The following is a 24,132-nucleotide window of genomic DNA, read 5'->3' on the forward strand; positions in this document are numbered from 1 at the left end:
GGTGCCACTGGTGATACTGGTCCAACTGGAGCCACTGGTGCGACCGGAGATACTGGTCCTACTGGAGCCACTGGTGCCACTGGAGATACCGGCCCTACTGGAGTTACTGGTGCAACCGGAGATACCGGCCCTACTGGAGCCACTGGTGCAACCGGAGTTACCGGTCCTACTGGAGTTACTGGTGATACTGGTCCAACTGGAGCCACTGGTGCAACCGGAGATACTGGTCCTACTGGAGCCACTGGTGCCACTGGAGATACCGGTCCTACTGGACCAACAGGTGTAACCGGAGTTACCGGTCCTACTGGAGTTACTGGTGCCACTGGAGATACCGGTTCTACTGGACCAACAGGTGCAACCGGAGATACTGGTCCTACTGGAGCCACTGGTGCAACCGGAGATACTGGTCCAACGGGAGCCACTGGTGCAACCGGTGATACTGGTCCAACGGGAGCCACTGGTGCAACCGGAGATACCGGTCCTACTGGAGATACCGGCCCTACTGGAGCCACTGGTGCAACCGGAGATACCGGTCCTACTGGAGATACCGGTCCTACTGGAGATACCGGTTCTACTGGACCAACAGGTGCAACCGGAGATACTGGTCCTACTGGAGCCACTGGTGCAACCGGAGATACTGGTGCTACTGGAGTTACTGGTGCCACTGGAGTTACCGGTCCTACTGGAGTTACTGGTGCCACTGGAGTTACCGGTCCTACTGGAGATACTGGTGCCACTGGAGATACCGGTCCTACTGGACCTACAGGTGTAACCGGAGTTACCGGTCCTACTGGAGTTACTGGTGCCACTGGAGTTACCGGTCCTACTGGAGATACTGGTGCCACTGGAGATACCGGTCCTACTGGACCTACAGGTGTAACCGGAGTTACCGGTCCTACTGGAGTTACTGGTGCCACTGGAGTTACTGGTGCGACTGGTGATACCGGTCCTACTGGAGCCACTGGTGCAACCGGTGATACTGGTCCAACGGGAGCTACTGGTGCAGGGTTAACAGGTATTGAAGCGTTTGATCCGGTAATCAGCCCTACTTACCAAGTAGGGCAAGTAGTGACCTTTAATGGCAGTACGTATGTAGTAAATACTGCACCACCGACAGGTACACCAGATACTTCCCTAGACTACACATTACTGGCTGCAGCAGGATCAACTGGAGCTACCGGTCCAACGGGAGTTACTGGTGCAACCGGAGTTACCGGTCCTACTGGAGATACCGGCCCTACTGGAGCCACTGGTGCAACCGGAGATACCGGTCCAACGGGAGTTACTGGTGATACTGGAGTTACTGGTGCAACCGGAGATACCGGTCCTACTGGAGTTACTGGTGCAACCGGAGATACCGGCCCTACTGGAGTTACTGGTGCCACTGGTGATACTGGTGCCACTGGAGCTACCGGTCCTACTGGAGTTACTGGTGTAACCGGAGATACCGGGCCTACTGGAGTTACTGGTGCAACCGGAGATACCGGTCCTACTGGAGCCACTGGTGCAACCGGAGATACCGGGCCTACTGGAGTTACTGGTGATACTGGTCCAACGGGAGTTACTGGTGCGACTGGTGATACCGGTCCTACTGGAGCCACTGGTGCAACCGGAGATACCGGTCCTACTGGAGCCACTGGTGCGACCGGAGATACTGGTCCTACTGGAGCCACTGGTGCCACTGGAGATACCGGCCCTACTGGAGTTACTGGTGCAACCGGAGATACCGGGCCTACTGGAGCCACTGGTGCAACCGGAGTTACCGGTCCTACTGGAGTTACTGGTGATACTGGTCCAACTGGAGCCACTGGTGCGACTGGTGATACTGGTCCTACTGGACCAACAGGTGCAACCGGAGATACCGGCCCTACTGGAGCCACTGGTGCGACCGGAGATACTGGTCCTACTGGACCAACAGGTGCAACCGGAGATACCGGTCCTACTGGAGCCACTGGTGCGACCGGAGATACTGGTCCTACTGGAGCCACTGGTGCCACTGGAGATACCGGCCCTACTGGAGTTACTGGTGCAACCGGAGATACCGGGCCTACTGGAGCCACTGGTGCAACCGGAGTTACCGGTCCTACTGGAGTTACTGGTGATACTGGTCCAACTGGAGCCACTGGTGCGACTGGTGATACTGGTCCTACTGGACCAACAGGTGCAACCGGAGATACCGGCCCTACTGGAGTTACTGGTGCCACTGGTGATACTGGTGCCACTGGAGCTACCGGTCCTACTGGAGTTACTGGTGTAACCGGAGATACCGGGCCTACTGGAGTTACTGGTGCAACCGGAGATACCGGTCCTACTGGAGCCACTGGTGCAACCGGAGATACCGGGCCTACTGGAGTTACTGGTGATACTGGTCCAACGGGAGTTACTGGTGCGACTGGTGATACCGGTCCTACTGGAGCCACTGGTGCAACCGGAGATACCGGTCCTACTGGAGCCACTGGTGCGACCGGAGATACTGGTCCTACTGGAGCCACTGGTGCCACTGGAGATACCGGCCCTACTGGAGTTACTGGTGCAACCGGAGATACCGGGCCTACTGGAGCCACTGGTGCAACCGGAGTTACCGGTCCTACTGGAGTTACTGGTGATACTGGTCCAACTGGAGCCACTGGTGCGACTGGTGATACTGGTCCTACTGGACCAACAGGTGCAACCGGAGATACCGGCCCTACTGGAGCCACTGGTGCGACCGGAGATACTGGTCCTACTGGACCAACAGGTGCAACCGGAGATACCGGTCCTACTGGAGCCACTGGTGCGACCGGAGATACTGGTCCTACTGGAGCCACTGGTGCCACTGGAGATACCGGCCCTACTGGAGTTACTGGTGCAACCGGAGATACCGGGCCTACTGGAGCCACTGGTGCAACCGGAGTTACCGGTCCTACTGGAGTTACTGGTGATACTGGTCCAACTGGAGCCACTGGTGCGACTGGTGATACTGGTCCTACTGGACCAACAGGTGCAACCGGAGATACCGGCCCTACTGGAGTTACTGGTGCCACTGGTGATACCGGGCCTACTGGAGCCACTGGTGCAACCGGAGTTACCGGTCCTACTGGAGTTACTGGTGCAACCGGAGATACCGGGCCTACTGGAGCCACTGGTGATACTGGTCCTACTGGACCAACAGGTGCAACCGGAGATACCGGCCCTACTGGAGTTACTGGTGCCACTGGTGATACCGGTCCAACGGGAGTTACTGGTGATACTGGTCCTACTGGACCAACAGGTGTAACCGGAGCTACCGGCCCTACTGGAGTTACTGGTGCCACTGGTGATACTGGTCCAACTGGAGCCACTGGTGCGACCGGAGATACTGGTCCTACTGGAGCCACTGGTGCCACTGGAGATACCGGCCCTACTGGAGTTACTGGTGCAACCGGAGATACCGGGCCTACTGGAGCCACTGGTGCAACCGGAGTTACCGGTCCTACTGGAGTTACTGGTGATACTGGTCCAACTGGAGCCACTGGTGCGACTGGTGATACTGGTCCTACTGGACCAACAGGTGCAACCGGAGATACCGGCCCTACTGGAGTTACTGGTGCCACTGGTGATACCGGGCCTACTGGAGCCACTGGTGCAACCGGAGTTACCGGTCCTACTGGAGTTACTGGTGCAACCGGAGATACCGGGCCTACTGGAGCCACTGGTGATACTGGTCCTACTGGACCAACAGGTGCAACCGGAGATACCGGCCCTACTGGAGTTACTGGTGCCACTGGTGATACCGGTCCAACGGGAGTTACTGGTGCCACTGGTGATACCGGTCCAACGGGAGTTACTGGTGATACTGGTCCTACTGGACCAACAGGTGTAACCGGAGCTACCGGCCCTACTGGAGTTACTGGTGCCACTGGTGATACTGGTCCAACTGGAGCCACTGGTGCGACCGGAGATACTGGTCCTACTGGAGCCACTGGTGCCACTGGAGATACCGGCCCTACTGGAGTTACTGGTGCAACCGGAGATACCGGGCCTACTGGAGCCACTGGTGCAACCGGAGTTACCGGTCCTACTGGAGTTACTGGTGATACTGGTCCAACTGGAGCCACTGGTGCGACTGGTGATACTGGTCCTACTGGACCAACAGGTGCAACCGGAGATACCGGCCCTACTGGAGTTACTGGTGCCACTGGTGATACTGGTGCCACTGGAGCTACCGGGCCTACTGGAGCCACTGGTGATACTGGTCCTACTGGACCAACAGGTGCAACCGGAGATACCGGCCCTACTGGAGTTACTGGTGCCACTGGTGATACCGGTCCAACGGGAGTTACTGGTGATACTGGTCCTACTGGACCAACAGGTGTAACCGGAGCTACCGGCCCTACTGGAGTTACTGGTGCCACTGGTGATACTGGTCCAACTGGAGCCACTGGTGCGACCGGAGATACTGGTCCTACTGGAGCCACTGGTGCCACTGGAGATACCGGCCCTACTGGAGTTACTGGTGCAACCGGAGATACCGGCCCTACTGGAGCCACTGGTGCAACCGGAGTTACCGGTCCTACTGGAGTTACTGGTGATACTGGTCCAACTGGAGCCACTGGTGCGACTGGTGATACTGGTCCTACTGGACCAACAGGTGCAACCGGAGATACCGGCCCTACTGGAGTTACTGGTGCCACTGGTGATACTGGTGCCACTGGAGCTACCGGTCCTACTGGAGTTACTGGTGTAACCGGAGATACCGGGCCTACTGGAGTTACTGGTGCAACCGGAGATACCGGTCCTACTGGAGCCACTGGTGCAACCGGAGATACCGGGCCTACTGGAGTTACTGGTGATACTGGTCCAACGGGAGTTACTGGTGCGACTGGTGATACCGGTCCTACTGGAGCCACTGGTGCAACCGGAGATACCGGTCCTACTGGAGCCACTGGTGCGACCGGAGATACTGGTCCTACTGGAGCCACTGGTGCCACTGGAGATACCGGCCCTACTGGAGTTACTGGTGCAACCGGAGATACCGGGCCTACTGGAGCCACTGGTGCAACCGGAGTTACCGGTCCTACTGGAGTTACTGGTGATACTGGTCCAACTGGAGCCACTGGTGCGACTGGTGATACTGGTCCTACTGGACCAACAGGTGCAACCGGAGATACCGGCCCTACTGGAGTTACTGGTGCCACTGGTGATACTGGTGCCACTGGAGCTACCGGTCCTACTGGAGTTACTGGTGTAACCGGAGATACCGGGCCTACTGGAGCCACTGGTGCAACCGGAGATACCGGGCCTACTGGAGTTACTGGTGCGACTGGTGATACCGGGCCTACTGGAGCCACTGGTGCGACCGGAGATACTGGTCCTACTGGAGCCACTGGTGCCACTGGAGATACCGGGCCTACTGGAGTTACTGGTGATACTGGTCCAACTGGAGCCACTGGAGATACCGGTCCTACTGGACCAACAGGTGTAACCGGAGCTACCGGCCCTACTGGAGTTACTGGTGCCACTGGTGATACTGGTCCTACTGGAGTTACTGGTGCAACCGGAGATACCGGGCCTACTGGAGTTACTGGTGCGACTGGTGATACCGGGCCTACTGGAGCCACTGGTGCAACCGGAGATACTGGAGATACTGGTCCTACTGGAGCCACTGGTGCGACCGGAGATACTGGTCCTACTGGAGCCACTGGTGCCACTGGAGATACCGGCCCTACTGGAGTTACTGGTGCAACCGGAGATACCGGGCCTACTGGAGCCACTGGTGCAACCGGAGTTACCGGTCCTACTGGAGTTACTGGTGATACTGGTCCAACTGGAGCCACTGGTGATACTGGTGCCACTGGAGCTACCGGTCCTACTGGAGTTACTGGTGTAACCGGAGCTACCGGCCCTACTGGAGTTACTGGTGCGACCGGAGATACCGGTCCAACGGGAGCTACTGGTGCAGGGTTAACAGGTATTGAAGCGTTTGATCCGGTAATCAGCCCTACTTACCAAGTAGGGCAAGTAGTGACCTTTAATGGCAGTACGTATGTAGTAAATACTGCACCACCGACAGGTACACCAGATACTTCCCTAGACTACACATTACTGGCTGCAGCAGGATCAACTGGAGCTACCGGTCCAACGGGAGTTACTGGTGCAACCGGAGATACTGGTCCTACTGGACCAACAGGTGTAACCGGAGCTACCGGTCCTACTGGAGTTACTGGTGCCACTGGTGATACTGGTCCTACTGGGGCGACTGGTATCACGGGTGCTACTGGTCCTACTGGGGCGACAGGTATCACGGGTGCTACTGGTCCTACTGGGGCGACAGGCATCACGGGTGCTACTGGTCCTACTGGCGCCACTGGTATCACGGGTGCTACTGGTCCTACTGGGGCGACTGGTATCACTGGTTCAACCGGATCTACCGGAGCCACTGGTGCAACCGGAGATACCGGTCCTACCGGTCCTACTGGAGTTACTGGTGCGACTGGTCCTACTGGAGCCACTGGTGTAACCGGAGCTACCGGTCCTACTGGAGTTACTGGCGCCACTGGTATCACGGGTGCTACTGGTCCTACTGGGGCAACAGGCATCACGGGTGCAACTGGACCTACTGGCGCCACTGGTATCACGGGTGCAACTGGTCCTACTGGGGCAACAGGCATCACGGGTGCTACTGGTCCTACTGGGGCAACAGGCATCACGGGTGCAACTGGTCCTACTGGGGCGACAGGCATCACGGGTGCAACTGGTCCTACTGGGGCGACAGGCATCACGGGTGCTACTGGTCCTACTGGCGCCACTGGTATCACTGGTTCAACCGGATCTACCGGAGCCACTGGACCAACCTCACAAATTTTCTTTGACCAAACAGCAACACAGCAGCAAGTATTTCCTCCGTTGAATTCAGAAATAACATTACTCACTTTTACAGTTCCTGTAACAAGTGGTCAAAGAGTAAAGATTGACCTATCAGCAAATGTTACAGCTAACACTACAGCGAATTATAGTATAAGTGGAAATACTCGATTAAGGAGAAACGGAACATTGTTAACAGAAGTTCCTTTCTTTAGATCGGGATCAGGCGCAGGGGCACAAAGCTTTGTAGTTTCCACCACTTACGTTGATACTGTAACTAGTACGGGTAATAATGTATATACTGTTAATATCATTATTACAGCACAGTCAAATATAACAACTGTTAACACAGATACTCGAGCTGCAAATGCTGTAATATATGTATAAACAAAACGCATAAAGGCTTTGGCCTTTATGCGTTCAGGCTGTCGAGAAAATCTCGACAGCTTTATTTTTTTCCTTAAAGTTTCCATTCCCCCATTTTATAATAGAGAAAGCAGCACCTTCCATATTATGGTGTTCCGCCAGCCAGTATCTATGATAACCCCACTTCTCCGCCTTTTTTGCTAAATCCATACTATGTTCAAAAGATACCTTAATAGTGCCGCCTTCTGTCACAGAGGATAAATTTACATAAAACAATTTAACTTTTAAATAATTTGATTCGATAAACTTCGAAATAAAAATATCATTTAACTTAATTCCGCTTTTTAAATTTCCACATAGAATAAAATATTAACTTGTAGGAGATGGGGGAATTTGTATAATCAGTACGACAACAAATGTCCCTTTTGCGGAAAAAAGCATGATTGGCAACCTCATTACAGAAAATCTCGTCACGATAGACCTCTATTTGATGACTGCCCTCTTCTTAAACGAGAATGTAAAAAGAACAAAGTTGTTAAACATCACAGCACTTGTGCTAAAGCAAAAGGACGGAAAAAAACAAATAATAAAATTGTAAAAAGAGGTCCTACTGGAGCCACCGGAGCTACCGGTCCTACTGGAGTTACTGGTCCAACTGGTGCAACCGGAGCTACTGGTGCAGGGTTAACAGGTATTGAAGCGTTTGATCCGGTAATCAGCCCTACTTACCAAGTAGGGCAAGTAGTGACCTTTAATGGCAGTACGTATGTAGTAAATACTGCACCACCAACAGGTACACCAGATACTTCCCTAGACTACACATTACTGGCTGCAGCAGGATCAACTGGAGCTACCAGGCCTACTGGAGCCACTGGTGCAACCGGAGCTACCGGGCCTACTGGAGTTACTGGTGTCACTGGTGATACTGGTCCAACTGGACCAACAGGTGTAACCGGAGCTACCGGGCCTACTGGAGTTACTGGTCCAACTGGACCAACAGGTGTAACCGGAGCTACCGGTCCTACTGGAGTTACTGGTGTAACCGGAGATACCGGTCCTACTGGAGTTACTGGTGCTACTGGTGACACCGGTCCTACTGGAGTTACTGGTGCTACTGGTGATACCAGCCCTACTGGAGCCACTGGTGCAACCGGAGATACTGGTCCAACTGGAGATACCGGGCCTACTGGAGATACTGGAGCAACCGGAGATACTGGTCCAACTGGAGATACCGGGCCTACTGGAGCTACTGGTGCCACTGGAGTTACTGGTGATACTGGAGTTACCGGCCCTACTGGAGTTACTGGTGATACTGGAGATACCGGTCCTACTGGACCAACAGGTGTAACCGGAGATACTGGTCCTACTGGAGTTACTGGTGCAACCGGAGATACTGGTCCTACTGGAGTTACTGGTGCAACCGGAGATACTGGTCCTACTGGAGTTACTGGTGCGACTGGTGATACCGGTCCTACTGGAGCAACCGGAGATACTGGTCCTACTGGAGATACCGGGCCTACTGGAGCAACCGGAGATACTGGTCCTACTGGAGTTACTGGTGCGACTGGAGATACCGGTCCTACTGGACCAACAGGTGTAACCGGAGATACTGGTCCTACTGGACCAACAGGTGTAACCGGAGATACTGGTCCTACTGGAGTTACTGGTGCAACCGGAGATACTGGTCCTACTGGAGATACCGGTCCTACTGGAGCCACTGGTGTAACCGGAGATACTGGTCTTACCGGAGCCACTGGTCCAACGGGAGATACTGGCCCTACTGGTGCAACTGGTCCTACTGGAGCCACTGGTGCAACCGGTGATACTGGTCCAACGGGAGTTACTGGTGCGACTGGTGATACTGGTCCAACGGGAGATACTGGTCCTACTGGAGCTACCGGTCCTACTGGAGCTACCGGTCCTACTGGAGCCACTGGTGTAACCGGAGATACTGGTCCTACTGGAGCCACTGGTCCAACGGGAGATACTGGCCCTACTGGTGCAACTGGTCCAACGGGAGCCACTGGTGCAACCGGAGATACCGGTCCTACTGGACCAACAGGTGCAACCGGAGCTACCGGTCCTACTGGAGTTACTGGTGCGACTGGTGCGACTGGAGATACCGGGCCTACTGGAGTTACTGGTGCTACTGGTGATACTGGTGCGACTGGTGATACCGGGCCTACTGGAGATACTGGTGCGACTGGAGATACCGGTCCTACTGGACCAACAGGTGTAACCGGAGATACTGGTCCTACTGGAGCCACTGGTGCAACAGGAGACACTGGTCCTACTGGAGCCACTGGTGCGACTGGAGATACCGGTCCTACTGGACCAACAGGTGTAACCGGAGATACCGGGCCTACTGGAGTTACTGGTGCCACTGGAGTTACCGGTCCTACTGGAGCCACTGGTGTAACCGGAGATACTGGTCCTACCGGAGCCACTGGTCCAACGGGAGATACTGGCCCTACTGGTGCAACTGGTCCAACGGGAGCCACTGGAGTTACTGGTGCGACTGGTGATACCGGGCCTACTGGAGATACCGGCCCTACTGGAGCTACTGGAGCAACCGGAGCAACCGGAGATACTGGTCCTACTGGAGCCACTGGTGTAACCGGAGATACTGGTCCTACCGGAGCCACTGGTCCAACGGGAGATACTGGCCCTACTGGTGCAACTGGTCCAACGGGAGCCACTGGAGTTACTGGTGCGACTGGTGATACCGGGCCTACTGGAGATACCGGCCCTACTGGAGCTACTGGAGCAACCGGAGCAACCGGAGATACTGGTCCTACTGGAGCCACTGGTGTAACCGGAGATACTGGTCCTACCGGAGCCACTGGTCCAACGGGAGATACTGGCCCTACTGGTGCAACTGGTCCAACGGGAGCCACTGGAGTTACTGGTGCGACTGGTGATACCGGGCCTACTGGAGATACCGGCCCTACTGGAGCTACTGGAGCAACCGGAGCAACCGGAGATACTGGTCCTACTGGAGTTACTGGTGCCACTGGAGTTACCGGTCCTACTGGAGCCACTGGTGTAACCGGAGATACTGGTCCTACTGGAGCCACTGGTCCAACGGGAGATACTGGCCCTACTGGTGCAACTGGTCCTACTGGAGCCACTGGTGCAACCGGAGATACCGGTCCTACTGGACCAACAGGTGCAACCGGAGATACCGGCCCTACTGGAGATACCGGGCCTACTGGAGTTACTGGTGCGACTGGTGCGACTGGAGATACCGGGCCTACTGGAGCAACCGGAGATACTGGTCCTACTGGAGTTACTGGTGCGACTGGAGATACCGGTCCTACTGGACCAACAGGTGTAACCGGAGATACTGGTCCTACTGGAGTTACTGGTGTAACCGGAGATACTGGTCCTACTGGAGTTACTGGTGCAACCGGAGATACTGGTCCTACTGGAGTTACTGGTGCAACCGGAGTTACTGGTGCCACTGGTGATACCGGTCCTACTGGAGCAACCGGAGATACTGGTCCTACTGGAGATACCGGGCCTACTGGAGTTACTGGTGCTACTGGTGCTACTGGTGCGACTGGTGATACCGGGCCTACTGGAGATACTGGTGCCACTGGAGATACCGGTCCTACTGGACCAACAGGTGTAACCGGAGATACTGGTCCTACTGGAGCCACTGGTGCAACAGGAGACACTGGTCCTACTGGAGCCACTGGTGCGACTGGAGATACCGGTCCTACTGGACCAACAGGTGTAACCGGAGATACCGGGCCTACTGGAGTTACTGGTGCCACTGGAGTTACCGGTCCTACTGGAGCCACTGGTGTAACCGGAGATACTGGTCCTACCGGAGCCACTGGTCCAACGGGAGATACTGGCCCTACTGGTGCAACTGGTCCAACGGGAGCCACTGGAGTTACTGGTGCGACTGGTGATACCGGGCCTACTGGAGATACCGGCCCTACTGGAGCTACTGGAGCAACCGGAGCAACCGGAGTTACTGGTCCTACTGGAGTTACTGGTGCCACTGGAGTTACCGGTCCTACTGGAGCCACTGGTGTAACCGGAGATACTGGTCCTACTGGAGCCACTGGTCCAACGGGAGATACTGGCCCTACTGGTGCAACTGGTCCTACTGGAGCCACTGGTGCGACTGGTGATACTGGTCCAACGGGAGTTACTGGTGCGACTGGTGATACTGGTCCAACGGGAGTTACTGGTCCTACTGGAGCTACCGGTCCTACTGGAGCTACCGGTCCTACTGGAGCTACTGGTGCAACCGGAGATACCGGGCCTACTGGAGCCACTGGGCCTACTGGTCCAACTCAAACGGCTCTTTATGCCGGAAATACAACGGGGCCTACAATCATTACTGTTCTTGGTGGTACGAACATTGCTTTACCAAGTAATCAAAATATCAATGGATTTGCACCGAATGGTTCAAATGATACTTTTACTGTACAACAAACAGGTAAATACTATATCACATACCAAATTAATACAACAGTTGCACTTTTAGTTAGTGCACGGCTACTTCTTAATGGAGCCACTGTCATCCCAGGTTCTATTCAATCACCGGTGGTCTCAACCACATTTATCAGTAACACATTGATTGTGAATTTAACTGCTGGAAATACGATATCATTGCAATTGTTTGGGGCAGTTGTAACAGCTATTTTAATTGGTGGAGGTGCAACCGGGGCATCCCTAACAATCATAAGACTCAGTTAACGAAAAAAAGAAGGGCTACTTTAGCCTTCAGATTGTAGAGAAACTCATGTTTTTCTACAATCGTTAGGTTGAATAAAAAAGGCATCCCACACACGTTTTGTTTTCCTCTCAACCGGCAATAGCGAAGCCCATGCAGTTGTTTTGAATCTGCAAGGCTTCGCTCTATTTTTCTTTTCTTTTTTTATATAGCTCTTTTCCAGAGGCAGACAGACGATTTTGTCTGATCTTTTCTTGTGTTCCTCTCCCATACATGTCTGGAGATCACTTTTTGATGATTTTTCGATCTTGTACAGCTCTCAAGGAAAGAGATGGAAAATATCTAAGAAAAAAATAAAGCTGTCGAGATTTTCTCGACAGCATGAGAAAGGCTTTTTCAGCCTTTCTTTTTTATGTCTTCTATGACATTTATACATTGTTCAATATCATCAGATTGTAAGAGGTGAAAAATAGATTGGATGACGGTAAACTCTAAATTCCACCATTCTAATAACTGAAGTTTTTCGATGATTTCAGATGAAAACCGGTATTTCATGAGCTGCTGCGGATTTCCTGCGGCAATCGCATATGGAGGCACATCTTTTGTGATGACACTATTTGCACCAATCACTGCTCCGTTCCCTATACATACTCCTGACATGATTGTTGCTCCATAACCAATCCAGACGTCGTGTCCTATGTGGACATCTCCTTTTGACTTTGGATGTCCTTTAATGTGAGAAGCTTCCTTGAAAATTTGATTAAACGGATACGTTGTGGCCCAATCTGTACGGTGTTCACCGCCAAGGAAAATTTTGACTTCGTTTGCGATGGAACAAAACTTTCCAATGTTTAATGTTGTTCCTTCCCCCCACGTCAGCACTTGGAAATCTGGTCCGGCATAAGAAAAATCACCGATATTGTACGCGCTCAGTTCACTTCTTTGATTCAAATACATAGAAGATCAGACCTCCTGAAAAGTGATAGATCTTCGTATGTATATGCTGCTTCACACTTTTACATTATGACTGCACTAGCGCTACAATCTGTTTTTTCTTCCATACGAGCTGATAGTAGCCGTATTGAAGGAGTAAGTTCACGAAAAAAGCCGCAGGATAGCCAATCCAGATGCCCTTGATGCCAAGGGTTGTGTAGTGCGATAGCACATAAGCGACTGGTACTTCTACAAGCCAAATGGAACAAATACTAAAGATCGTTGGCCATAGCACTGTTCCGCTTGCTCTCATCGTGGCTGCAACAATTTGGGCTGTTCCAAAAATAAGATAGCTCCATAATGTAATGACAACTAAGCTATAGGCAATGTCAATCGTCTTAGAATCTGTTAAAAAGATAGATAAAATCTGCGGTGCGAAGAGATAAACAATGATAATAATGAATCCGCCTATGGCAAAATTGAGCCCTAACCCGATTTTTATCACATCTTTCAATCGGTTGATATTCCCTGCGCCGATGAATTGTGCTGCAAAGATCGAGACCGCGATGCCAAGACTTACTGCCGGCATCTGCACATAGCTCACAACTTGATTGACAACACCATAGGCAGCAGTCGCCTGTGATCCATAATCATTGACAAAGGAAATAACAGCAATTTCTGATAAAGAAATAAGGATCATATTAATGCTCGATGGAATGCTGAGCTTTAATAATGTTTTTAGTAGATCCCCTTTCATCAATAAATGCTTTCTAACCGATGCATCGATGCGAAGCGGGTGTTTTGTTTTATATAAGTAGATATGTAGAATAATAAACGTCACAATGGTTGAAATCACAGAAGCATACGCAGCACCGTATAAACCAAATGCCGGCAGTCCCAGCCAGCCAAATAATAAAATCGGCAGCATCAAAATATTCGTTGCCGTACTAATCATTAAGAAATAAAAAGGCGTTTTTGAATCCCCTGTCCCTCGCAGGAAAGTCGTGTAAACAAAATAAAGAAATAAGATCGGCATTGAGATGAATAGAATTCTGGCATAAGCCGCACTTTCCTCCACGATATTCGCAGGTGTTCCCATGAGATTTAAGATATCTGTTGCAAAAAAACCTCCAATGATTGCTAAAGAAAGTCCGATTAAAAAAGTAAATGAAAGCGTTGTGCCAATAATTTCTTTTAATCTTTGTTCATTTTTTGCTCCATACGCTTGTCCAATAAGGATTGAACTTCCCGATCCAATTCCGATGGAAAAAGAAACGAGTAAAAAGAAAAGCGGAAAGAATGCAGAAATGGCAGCTACTGCATCCTCTCCAATCCATCTGCCGACAAGGACAATGGATACAAGCTGTCCGATTGATTGCAAAATATTGCTAAGCAAAAGCGGGACGAGAAAAATGGACATGGTTTTTACTAAAGATTGATTGTTATCTAACGTCATGGTGGTTCTCCTTCTCTATCTAAAGATTCTCAGCTAAAATGCTAACAATGTGGTCTTCTATCTCTTTCCCTTTTTCGTCATCAACAAGATGATTTAACAAAATGGAAAAAGAGAGCGTCTTTCCGCTCTTCGTGTCAATATATCCAGAAAGTGTACTGACCGTAGTTAATGAACCTGTTTTTGCACGTACTTTTTCTAGTGTAGCAGGTTCTTTTAATCTGTTCCTTAACGTCCCTCCCACCATTCGGTCACTTGCCCCTGCTAACGGAAGCGCATGTTCATAGGTCTTAAACCATTTTTCCTTTTGAATGTTTGTTAGAAATAACGTGAACTGGTTGGCAGAAACAAGGTTAATAGGTGAGATGCCTGACCCATCTCGCAACACTGCAAGAGATGGATCGATGCCGAATGCAGGAAGCCGTTCATTCATCACATCCAGTCCATCTTCAAAGCTCCCTTTGCTTTTCACTTGTTTTCCAAGTTCCTTCAGCAACATTTCTGCATGGGTATTGTTGCTGAGTTTCATCATGGGAACAAGGAGCTCTGATAAAGGCATCGATGAATGGGTGGCAATTTTCTTGGCTTTTTTAGGAACTTGTTTTATTTTAAGCGGTCCTTTTACGTGAATCCCTTCCGCCTTTAACGCTCGTTTCATTAAATCTAACGCATAAGAGGATGGCTCCCATAATGCTACCCATTGTCTAGATACACTCGCTTTCACCGGAATGGTGCCAGTTAAAGTGATTTTGTTGGTGCCGTGAGAGCGCTTAAAAGAAATCTTCTTTTTCCCTCCTTCTGGGACGGTTTTTACTTGATTGATGACTTGAGGGACAGAAGTCTTCGGAATCATGTCATAGGTTGCTTTTTTCCCAGCTTTTTTCCCTGGCTTTACTTCGAGAATCACGGTTCCTGCATCATAATCTTGATTCGGTGAAGCTGTGAGAGCAGAGATTTGTGCACCGTAATATTGATCCTCATCACTCCAAGGTAAATCAATCGAATATCTTGTGTCATCATACCATGTATCGTCTGCCGCAAGCTGTCCGCGAATTGTATGTATTCCGGCCTTTTTCACTTGTTTGGCAAGTGCTGCAAAATCCTCTTCTAATAAAGTCGGATCCCCGGTACCGCGTAGATACAGGTTGCCATGTAACGTTTTCTTTTGAATAGAACCATCTATCCAGATGTCTGTCGGGAATGTGTGTGTTTCTCCTAGTATATCAAGGGCGATGGCTGATGTGAGCAGTTTCATATTAGAAGCAGGAGTAAGACGAATATCGGCTTGATGTTCATAAAGAAGAGAGGAGTCAGAAGTATCGCGGACGCTGATGCCAGAGATCGCGCCCTCTAAATCAGGTGCTGTTCGTATAAATTCATCTAAAGCTGTCACCCACGGCAGTGAGTCGTCACGAGCTGTAAGTTGATCATCTTTTGCTGAAAAAGGGAGAAATAAAATCGACAGGATACATATGTGTAAAAACAAGATCTGTGAAAAACGCTTCACGCAATCCCTCCTTTTTAGTCGCAGCCAATTTTAGAAGAATATGTTCATTATACACAAAAGAACGTTTGTTCTCAAAGGTTTTTTAAACAGAAAAGTCAGCTTTCTTTGACGAAAACTGACAAGCTCTTTACCTTTTTTCTGGATTCCAGCCATCGGTTCCGCTAAGAACAGCTTGCACTGTGATTTGACTTGCTTCGTTTTTCGATAAAATACTGGACCATTTTACGCGGGTTGCTGCGTTGCTTCCTGCTCCTGTCGATCCATATTCTTTATATCTTGCTGTTCTTTCGTTATCACGGTTATCCCAGTTATGCCAACCCTCTGCCTTAATATGATCATCCATATTTGTATAGAGGAATGTCACAGCAGAATGAGGCCGCCACGGACGTCCTAAATATACCGATTGAGCAGCAGCCGTCCCCTTTTTGAGCGTAGAATCGATGAATACATATCCATACTTTTGCGCTTCTGTTGTGGATGCTGCAGTAATATACCCATTTCCAAGACTTTTTATTTCAGCTCTTTTAAACACGGCTGTGGCTGATCCAAAAATAAAATCGACCGTGCCTTCGATATAGCAGTTTTCATAATATTGCCGGCCTGTACCTGTTGCATAAAGTGTATCTTGATACCCTAAAACTCGTATTTGTTTAAACGCAGCCCGGTCGCCGGACACGTACAGTGCAACCGCCTGACCAGCATGTCTGCCAGCCGTATTTTGAAAGGTGATATTTTCTGCATAAAAGTCGTTCGCACGAATCATTGTGCTTGAGCTATTTGTTGTGCTGCCAGTACTTGCATTTGTATCATGATACGTCAGAATCGTCTTGTATTGGTCTTCCCCAATAAAGGACACGTAAGGTTTATTTTGCGGAAGCAGGATTTTTTCTTTATACACACCATTTTTAATATAGATCGTTACGCGCTGTTGATTGTTCACTGGAATCGCATCAATGGCAGACTGAACGGTTCGAAACGAGCCATTTCCCTTTTGATCGACCACAAGGACGCGATTTGTTTGATTCTGATGTCCGGCTGCTTGAAGTGAAGCTGAGTTCAATAGTAATAAAGACAAGACGACTACAAGCCATACCTTTCCATACTTCATCGTACATCTCCTCCTCTTTGTGAACGTTTTCAATCAAACATTCTTTTTGATCCTATTCATGACACGCACAAAAAAACACCCACTTATAGATGTTATGGATGTTTTTTAGACTTTTCATATTTCATTGCATAAATCCCTTCATTTTCAATCCATTCACAAAATAGAACGTCTCGATAGGAAGAAATGTGCTGCTTTTTTAATTGCTCACTCAGCCATGTTTCATCAAAGCCAGCTTCTTGTAAATCTTTTTTTAAAATTTCACCGTCAATAATAAACGTTCTAGGTAATTTGACTTCTTTTCCCTTCACGTTCACATCTTCTGCGGTGGCTGTTGCGTATTTCATTTTCGGAAGAACGCTTACCGAGCCGTCTGTTTCCAAAATGGCATATTCAATTTCATTCAAAGCAAAATGACCCTTCGCGCGAATCAGTGTCTGCAGCTGATTGAGATCCAGCATATTTTTCTTTAAACGTTTGTAGTGAATCTTCCCTTGATCAATGACAAGTGTCGGTCTTCCTTCTAAAAAGGCTCGAATACCTTTAAAGCGCTGTGAAAACCATTCAACTGTATAGAGAAGAACGCCCCATACCGCAACAGCAAACAAAATGTGCTGAATCTTGACTTCTGGGTCGAAAATGGCGTTTCCGACCATTTCGCCTAAAATCAGTGCAGAAATAAAATCAAACGGCGTGATTTGTGCAAATTGTGTTTTCCCTAATAATTTTATTATAGAAAATAAGGCAAAAAATCCGATAAACAGTTCAATCAAAATATTAAAAAATGGCACAAACATACCTTCCTTTCAAAGTGCATTTACCTACAGCATACACATGAAAGGAAGGATCTAAACCGTTTACAAAGTAAAACGTCGTCTACCTCAAGCAATGAGTCATATACTTTGACGCATCCATGATCTGGTGCTTGAATGTCACCTCATGAAAGATGGATTTTCAAATCAGCTCACTGCCTAGAGCGGAAAAAAGTGATAGTAAATCAAACCATATCTGAATCATAAAAAGCCATGATCACTATTGGATCATGGCTTTTCTATATCATAAACACCCTTTGTTTGACCTATTTTGGCAGAACCGAACTCCCCATTAAATAACGGTCTACCTCGTGCGCCACTTGTCTGCCTTCATTAATTGCCCAGACAATCAAGCTTTGCCCGCGTCTTGCATCTCCCGCTGCAAATACGCCTTCTACATTTGTTGTATACTCCCCATACGTTGCGTCAATGCGATTGTTTTTGCTGTCCACGCCAAAGTGTTTCACGAGTGGCTGTTCAGTTCCCTCAAAACCAATTGCAATAAAGACTAGCTGAGCCGGCCATACTTTTTCTGTCCCTGGAATCTCATGAAATTCAAACTTCCCTTGTTCGTTTTTCACCTTTTCCATTTGAATCGTATGAAGCTCTTTTAATTTTCCATTTTTGTCTGCCACAATTTTTGTGGTTTGAATGGAATATTGACGCGGATCTTCCCCGAATTTTGCTTGTGCTTCTTCATAAGCATAATCGAGTGAGAAGACGTAAGGCTGTTCAGGCCACATGTTATCCCCTACACGTGTATCTGGAAGCTTCGGATGCTTCCCGAACTGAACAACACTTTTTGCTTTTTGGCGAAGTGCAGTTGCAACGCAATCTGCACCTGTATCTCCCCCGCCAATGACAATCACGTCTTTTCCTTTTGCATCAATGAAGTTTTTGTCTTTAAATCCTGAATCCAGCATGCTTTTTGTTGCGAGGGTCAAATAATCCATCGCTAGGTGAATCCCTTTAGCTTCCCGGCCTTCAATCAACAGGTCACGCTGCTTTTGTGCACCTGTACAAAGGATGACCGCATCAAACTGCTCTTTCAGTTCATCGGCAGTGACATCGACGCCAATTTCTGTGTTCGTTACAAAATCAATGCCTTCTTGTCTTAGCAGTTTGACTCTTCGTTCCACTACTTCTTTGTCCAGCTTCATGTTTGGAATGCCGTATGTCAGCAGTCCGCCAAGGCGATCAGACCGTTCGAACACTGTGACGGCGTGGCCTGCTTGGTTTAATTGATCAGCACTTGCAAGTCCTGCTGGTCCTGAGCCGACAATGGCAATCTTCTTGCCTGTACGGCTTGAAGGAATTCTCGGTGTGATCCATCCATTTTCAAAGCCTTTATCAATGATGGTGCGTTCGATATTTTTAATCGAAACAGCTGGATCATTGATGGCGACTGTACATGACCCTTCGCAAGGCGCTGGACACACTCTCCCAGTAAATTCAGGGAAATTATTTGTTTTTTGCAGTCTTTCGAGCGCTTCTTTCCATCTGCCTCGATACACAAGGTCGTTCCATTCTGGAATTAAATTGTAGATCGGGCAGCCTGACACGCCGTCTTTGATCTCCATCCCAATTTGACAAAACGGTGTGCCGCAATCCATACATCTAGCGCCCTGCTTCTTCAATACGTCATCTGTATAAGGAGCTGAATATTCTTTCCAGTCATTTTGACGAGTGAGAGGGTCACGTTCATTTGGCTTTTCTCTTTTATAATCCATAAAACCTGTTGCTTTGCCCATTGTCCTCTCCCCTTTCTTAATGAGCGAGGGCTGCTTTTTGCCCGTTTGCCGTTTCTTGATTTTTCGGTTTTGTGTTTGCTTCAAAGGCATACATGACCGCTTCCTCATGACTAAGGCCCGCTTGTTTTTGTTCTTCAATGCTTTGAAGCATCATTTTGTAATTTCTCGGAATGACCTTGATGAATTGATCCTTTTCTTGCGCCCAGTTTTCTAAAAGTGCCGAAGCTTTTGCGCTGTTTGTATAGTGAAGGTGCTCTTGAATCAGCTGTTTCACTTCTTGCTCTTCATCGTGATCTGTGAGTTTTTCAAACATGATCATTTCCATGTTGCACATTCTTTTGAACTGTTTCGCATCGGATGTATGGACATAAGCTACGCCGCCAGACATTCCTGCGCCGAAGTTCTTTCCGACGTCTCCTAAAATGACGACACGTCCGCCAGTCATGTATTCACAGCCGTGATCACCGATTCCTTCAACAACCACCTGCACGCCTGAATTACGAACGGCAAAGCGCTCACCTGCACGCCCGTTAATATAGGCTTTTCCACTTGTCGCTCCGTAGAATGCGACGTTTCCAACAATGACATTTTCATGTCCATCTTGTACAAAGTGATCAGATGTTTTGACCGCAATTTTGCCTCCAGAGAGTCCTTTGCCGATATAGTCATTTGAATCACCTGTTAAATAGAGAGACATGCCCTTTGGCACAAATGCGCCGAAGCTTTGTCCTGCGGAACCAGTGAACCTTAGTGTGATCGTATCCTCTGGCAAGCCTTCTTCCCCGTAGCGTTTAGACACTTCACTTCCAGTAATGGTTCCAGCCACACGATTGATATTACGAATATTCAATGATAGATCAACCGGTGTTTGATGATTCAACGCTTCCTGTACATAAGGGAGGATTTCATTCATATCCAGTGATTCATCAATTTTATGATTTTGAGGTGTTCTGAATGTACGAGCTCCTTCTGGCTGATAAAGCAGTGTTTCAAGGTCTAGCTGGCCTGCTTTCCAGTGAGCTTTTGCTCGTTCGCTAACTCCTAGAACATCCGTGCGTCCAATTAATTCATCCATTGATGTAAAGCCGAGCTCCGCTAAGATTTCTCTTACTTCCTCTGCAATAAACATCATGAAATTCACAATATGGTCAGGGTTCCCCATGAATTTTTTACGAAGCTCTGGATTCTGTGTAGCGACGCCGACTGGGCAAGTATCTAAATGACATGCTCTCATCATCACGCAGCCCAATACGACAAGTGGAGCTGTCGCAAAGCCATATTCTTCTGCTCCTAATATCGCAGCCATGACAACGTCGCGACCAGTCATTAACTTTCCGTCCGTTTCAAGAACGACTCTCTCGCGAAGGCCGTTTAACACAAGGGTTTGATGCGCCTCTGCCAAACCGAGCTCCCAAGGAAGTCCTGTGTGTTTAATACTCGTTTTCGGCGAAGCTCCTGTGCCGCCATCGTATCCACTGATCACAATGACATCCGCCGTTCCTTTTGCAACACCTGCTGCAATCGTACCAACGCCTGCTTTAGACACAAGCTTGACGCTGATGCGGGCATCACGGTTCGCGTTTTTCAAATCATGGATCAGCTGCGCTAAATCCTCGATGGAATAAATATCATGATGCGGCGGTGGTGAAATCAATCCGACGCCTGGTGTAGATCCGCGTACATCGGCGACCCAAGGGTATACTTTATTTCCTGGCAGCTGTCCGCCTTCTCCAGGCTTTGCTCCTTGTGCCATTTTAATTTGCAGTTCATCTGCATTGACCAAATAATGACTCTTTACGCCAAAGCGGCCAGAAGCAATTTGTTTAATCGCACTTCTGCGATCATCGCCGCGTTCATCAACTGTAAAGCGTGCAGGATCTTCTCCGCCTTCTCCGCTGTTACTTTTACCGCCAATTCGGTTCATGGCAATCGCAAGTGCTTCGTGCGCTTCTTTACTTAAAGACCCAAATGACATGGCGCCTGTCTTGAATCGGCGCACGATGGATTCAGCAGATTCAACGTCTTCCAAACGAACTGGTTTTTGTTTTGGCTGGAAAGCAAATAAATTTCGAAGGAAGCCGATTCTTTCTTCGTCCGCTGCCTTTGTATATTGCTTAAATAGATCGTAATCTTCATTGCGACATGCCCACTGAAGCGTATGGATCGTTTTTGGATTAAAGGCATGGTGCTCACCATTTTTTCTCCACTGGAAGTCACTTCCTGATTCGAGTGTTTGGTCAGTCGATGCCTGATACCCTGCTTCATGACGAAGTTTTGCTTCATGTGCAATGGTCTCAAGGTCAATCCCGCCAAGCTGAGAAGCTGTTCCCGTGAAATACGCCTGAATGACGTCTTCACTAATACCAACGGCTTCAAAGATTTGGGCTCCTCTATAGCTTTGCACAGTGGAGATTCCCACTTTAGACATGACTTTGACGACACCTTCGGTTACGCTTTTACCAAACTTAGTGACTGCTTCATCAAAGCTGAAAGAGATCGCTTCTTCTGCAATCAGCTGTTTGTACGTTTCATACACAAGATAAGGATGGATTGCATCTGCTCCGTAGCCAATCAGTGCGGCAAAATGATGAACCTCTCTGACTTCTCCAGATTCAACGATCAGACTCACCTTTGTCCGTAAGCCTTGACGCACAAGATGCTGATGCAGTGCACTTAGCGCTAGAAGTGGTGGAATCGGCACTTTTTCTTCCGTCATTTCACGATCGGAAAGAATTAATAAAGATACACCTTCACGGATCGCTTTTTCCGCCTCTTCAAACATCGCATCCAGCCCGCGCTTTAAATCATCGGTAAAAAGAGTATGAATCGTTTTGCTTTTAAAGGCATTATGAACAATTGTTCTCAAACCGTTAAACTGCCCGCTTGTTAAGACGGGTGTATACAGTTTAATTCGTCGGCATGAATATTCATTCGGATGTAAAATATCTCCTTCAGCACCTAACCACGTCATCGTAGATGTCACAAGCTGCTCACGAATGGCGTCAATCGGCGGGTTCGTCACTTGTGCAAACAGCTGCTTGAAGTAAGAAAACAGAGACTGCGCACGATCTGATAACACAGCAAGCGGAGTGTCGCTTCCCATTGAACCGATTGGGTCCTTGCCTTCTTCTAGTAAAGGAATTAAATACTTTTGAATGTCCTCGTACGTATAATGGAAGGCACGCTGGCGCGTCAATAAATCATCCATTATACTAGAATTTTCTGAATTTTCTTCCGAGCGATTGACGTGCACCATTTCTTCATCAAGCCATTTTTGATAAGGAAGTTCATTCGCAATCGTCGATTTCACTTCTTCGTCAGAAATAATTCGTCCTTCTTCTAAATCAATTAAGAGCATTTTACCTGGCTCAAGACGATCTTTATACTTCACATCCTCTTCATTTGTGTCGATCACACCGACCTCAGAAGAGAAAATGATATGATCATCATTTGTGACATAGTATCTTGCCGGTCTTAATCCGTTTCGGTCTAAGATGGCTCCGATTTGTTTACCATCAGTAAAGGAAATAGCTGTTGGCCCATCCCACGGCTCCATAAGAGAACTATGGTATTCATAAAATGCCCGTTTTTCTTTCGACATGTGCGTGTTTTCAGTCCATGGCTCTGGAATCAGCATCATCGCTGTATGAGCAGGTGTTCGGCCTGCAAGCACAAAGAATTCAAAGGCATTGTCTAGAATGGATGAATCACTTCCGTCTGCATTCAGCACTGGCAAAATCTTGTCTAAATCGTCTCCGAAAGCTTCAGATACGAATTGTTGTTCTCTTGCTCTCATCCAATTGATGTTTCCTCTTAATGTGTTGATTTCACCGTTGTGAATCAAATAGCGGTTTGGATGGGCTCTTTCCCATGTAGGAAATGTATTTGTACTAAATCGTGAATGAACAAGTGAAAATGCAGAAACAAATGTTTCATCCTGAAGATCAAGATAAAAAGCATCGACTTGATCTGATGTTAAAAGCCCCTTGTATACAATGGTTTGACTCGACAGGCTGACAAAGTAAAATTGCTTTTCCTCTGCTGTCCCCCAGTTCTCAGCCTGCTTACGAATGACATATAATTTTCTTTCAAATGACAAACGATCTATGATCTTGTCATTTGCCCCGATAAAGACTTGCCTCACAACCGGACAGCTCTTCGCTGCGACAGTACCAATTTTCCCGGCATCAATAGGAACTGTTCTCCAGCCAATTAATGTTTGACCTTCTTGTTTAATGAACCCGTTGATTTTTTGCTCGATGGCTTGGCGCGTTTTCTCGTCATCCTCTTTTGAAAAGAAGACCATTCCTACCCCGTAACGGCCCTTTTCAGGAAGTGCAAAGTCTTTGCAGCTTTTTCTAAAGAAAGCGTCTGGCAGTTGTACCATTAAGCCGGCACCATCACCTGTATACGGATCACTGCCTTGCCCGCCGCGGTGATCAAGCTGGCACAGCATTTGTAATCCCTTTTTGACGATGCTGTGTGTCGCTTCCCCTTTTAAATGAGCGTACAGTCCGATCCCACATGCATCATGTTCAAATTCAGGACGGTAGAGACCTTGTGGTTGTGGTAGTTGATTATAAGTCATCGTTTCTCTCCCCCGTTTAAAAGATCCGTTTTTTCACAGTAATAAAATCTCACAAACTCTGTAACTTATTTTAAGTTTTCAAATTAATATAAACAATATATA

12 protein-coding genes and 3 pseudogenes are annotated in these 24,132 nt (G+C 48.6%); 6 read left to right on the forward strand and 9 right to left on the reverse strand.

Annotated features, from left to right (window positions below; genetic code table 11):
- The first annotated feature begins 1 nt into the window (after nucleotide 1).
- The 5 genes and pseudogenes from MHH41_RS18865 to MHH41_RS18885 all read left to right on the forward strand — a co-directional run bounded on the left by MHH41_RS18865 (nucleotide 2) and on the right by MHH41_RS18885 (nucleotide 7,209).
- Nucleotides 2–286, forward strand: coding sequence for a hypothetical protein (locus MHH41_RS18865; RefSeq protein ID WP_445661610.1), 285 nt, complete (start codon nucleotides 2–4; stop codon nucleotides 284–286).
- A gap of 254 nt (nucleotides 287–540) precedes the next feature.
- Nucleotides 541–5,295, forward strand: a pseudogene (locus MHH41_RS18870) (beta strand repeat-containing protein); the annotation flags it as partial.
- On the forward strand, nucleotides 5,240–5,443 hold the full coding sequence (locus tag MHH41_RS18875) for a hypothetical protein (protein ID WP_445661611.1): 204 nt from the start codon (nucleotides 5,240–5,242) through the stop codon (nucleotides 5,441–5,443). The pseudogene MHH41_RS18870 and the gene MHH41_RS18875, both read left to right, overlap by 56 nt.
- A 30-nt stretch (nucleotides 5,444–5,473) precedes the next feature.
- On the forward strand, nucleotides 5,474–5,848 hold the full coding sequence (locus tag MHH41_RS18880) for a hypothetical protein (RefSeq protein WP_445661612.1): 375 nt from the start codon (nucleotides 5,474–5,476) through the stop codon (nucleotides 5,846–5,848).
- Between the two features lie 134 nt (nucleotides 5,849–5,982).
- Entirely contained in the window at nucleotides 5,983–7,209 is a 1,227-nt protein-coding gene (locus MHH41_RS18885) for a hypothetical protein (protein WP_445661619.1), read from the forward strand.
- Between the two features lie 102 nt (nucleotides 7,210–7,311).
- Here the strand turns inward: MHH41_RS18885 and MHH41_RS09210 are convergent.
- A pseudogene (locus MHH41_RS09210) lies at nucleotides 7,312–7,491 on the reverse strand (LLM class flavin-dependent oxidoreductase); the annotation flags it as partial.
- 288 nt (nucleotides 7,492–7,779) lie between these two features.
- Here MHH41_RS09210 and MHH41_RS09215 point away from each other — a divergent pair.
- Nucleotides 7,780–11,904 carry a beta strand repeat-containing protein gene (locus MHH41_RS09215; protein ID WP_340866673.1) on the forward strand — a complete coding sequence of 1,375 codons (4,125 nt, stop codon included), beginning with the start codon at nucleotides 7,780–7,782 and terminating at the stop codon, nucleotides 11,902–11,904.
- Between the two features lie 94 nt (nucleotides 11,905–11,998).
- On the opposite strand, the pseudogene MHH41_RS09220 reads toward MHH41_RS09215, so the two are convergent.
- From MHH41_RS09220 to gltB, 8 genes and pseudogenes are all read right to left on the reverse strand, one after another.
- Nucleotides 11,999–12,205: pseudogene (locus MHH41_RS09220) on the reverse strand (transposase); the annotation flags it as partial.
- Between the two features lie 72 nt (nucleotides 12,206–12,277).
- Nucleotides 12,278–12,838, reverse strand: a complete 561-nt coding sequence (locus MHH41_RS09225) for a CatB-related O-acetyltransferase (protein WP_212046019.1) — start codon at nucleotides 12,836–12,838, stop codon at nucleotides 12,278–12,280.
- 64 nt (nucleotides 12,839–12,902) lie between these two features.
- The gene (locus tag MHH41_RS09230; protein WP_003215779.1) at nucleotides 12,903–14,270 is read right to left on the reverse strand and encodes an MATE family efflux transporter; all 1,368 of its coding nucleotides are present in this window, start codon (nucleotides 14,268–14,270) and stop codon (nucleotides 12,903–12,905) included.
- A gap of 19 nt (nucleotides 14,271–14,289) precedes the next feature.
- Nucleotides 14,290–15,774 (reverse strand): D-alanyl-D-alanine carboxypeptidase/D-alanyl-D-alanine endopeptidase, encoded by a 1,485-nt coding sequence (gene dacB, locus MHH41_RS09235; RefSeq protein WP_340866214.1) that lies wholly within the window; start codon nucleotides 15,772–15,774, stop codon nucleotides 14,290–14,292.
- A gap of 127 nt (nucleotides 15,775–15,901) precedes the next feature.
- Nucleotides 15,902–16,882, reverse strand: coding sequence for a pectinesterase family protein (locus tag MHH41_RS09240; protein WP_251190433.1), 981 nt, complete (start codon nucleotides 16,880–16,882; stop codon nucleotides 15,902–15,904).
- Between the two features lie 92 nt (nucleotides 16,883–16,974).
- The gene (locus tag MHH41_RS09245; protein ID WP_170966009.1) at nucleotides 16,975–17,676 is read right to left on the reverse strand and encodes a DUF421 domain-containing protein; all 702 of its coding nucleotides are present in this window, start codon (nucleotides 17,674–17,676) and stop codon (nucleotides 16,975–16,977) included.
- Between the two features lie 281 nt (nucleotides 17,677–17,957).
- Complete coding sequence (gene gltD / locus MHH41_RS09250; protein WP_340866216.1) at nucleotides 17,958–19,442, reverse strand: glutamate synthase small subunit; 1,485 nt, start codon at nucleotides 19,440–19,442, stop codon at nucleotides 17,958–17,960.
- 16 nt (nucleotides 19,443–19,458) lie between these two features.
- Nucleotides 19,459–24,030 (reverse strand): glutamate synthase large subunit, encoded by a 4,572-nt coding sequence (gene gltB / locus MHH41_RS09255; RefSeq protein ID WP_340866217.1) that lies wholly within the window; start codon nucleotides 24,028–24,030, stop codon nucleotides 19,459–19,461.
- Nucleotides 24,031–24,132 lie beyond the last annotated feature (102 nt).

This window comes from Bacillus sp. FSL K6-1145 (assembly GCF_038003425.1).
Lineage (GTDB): Bacteria > Bacillota > Bacilli > Bacillales > Bacillaceae > Bacillus > Bacillus pumilus.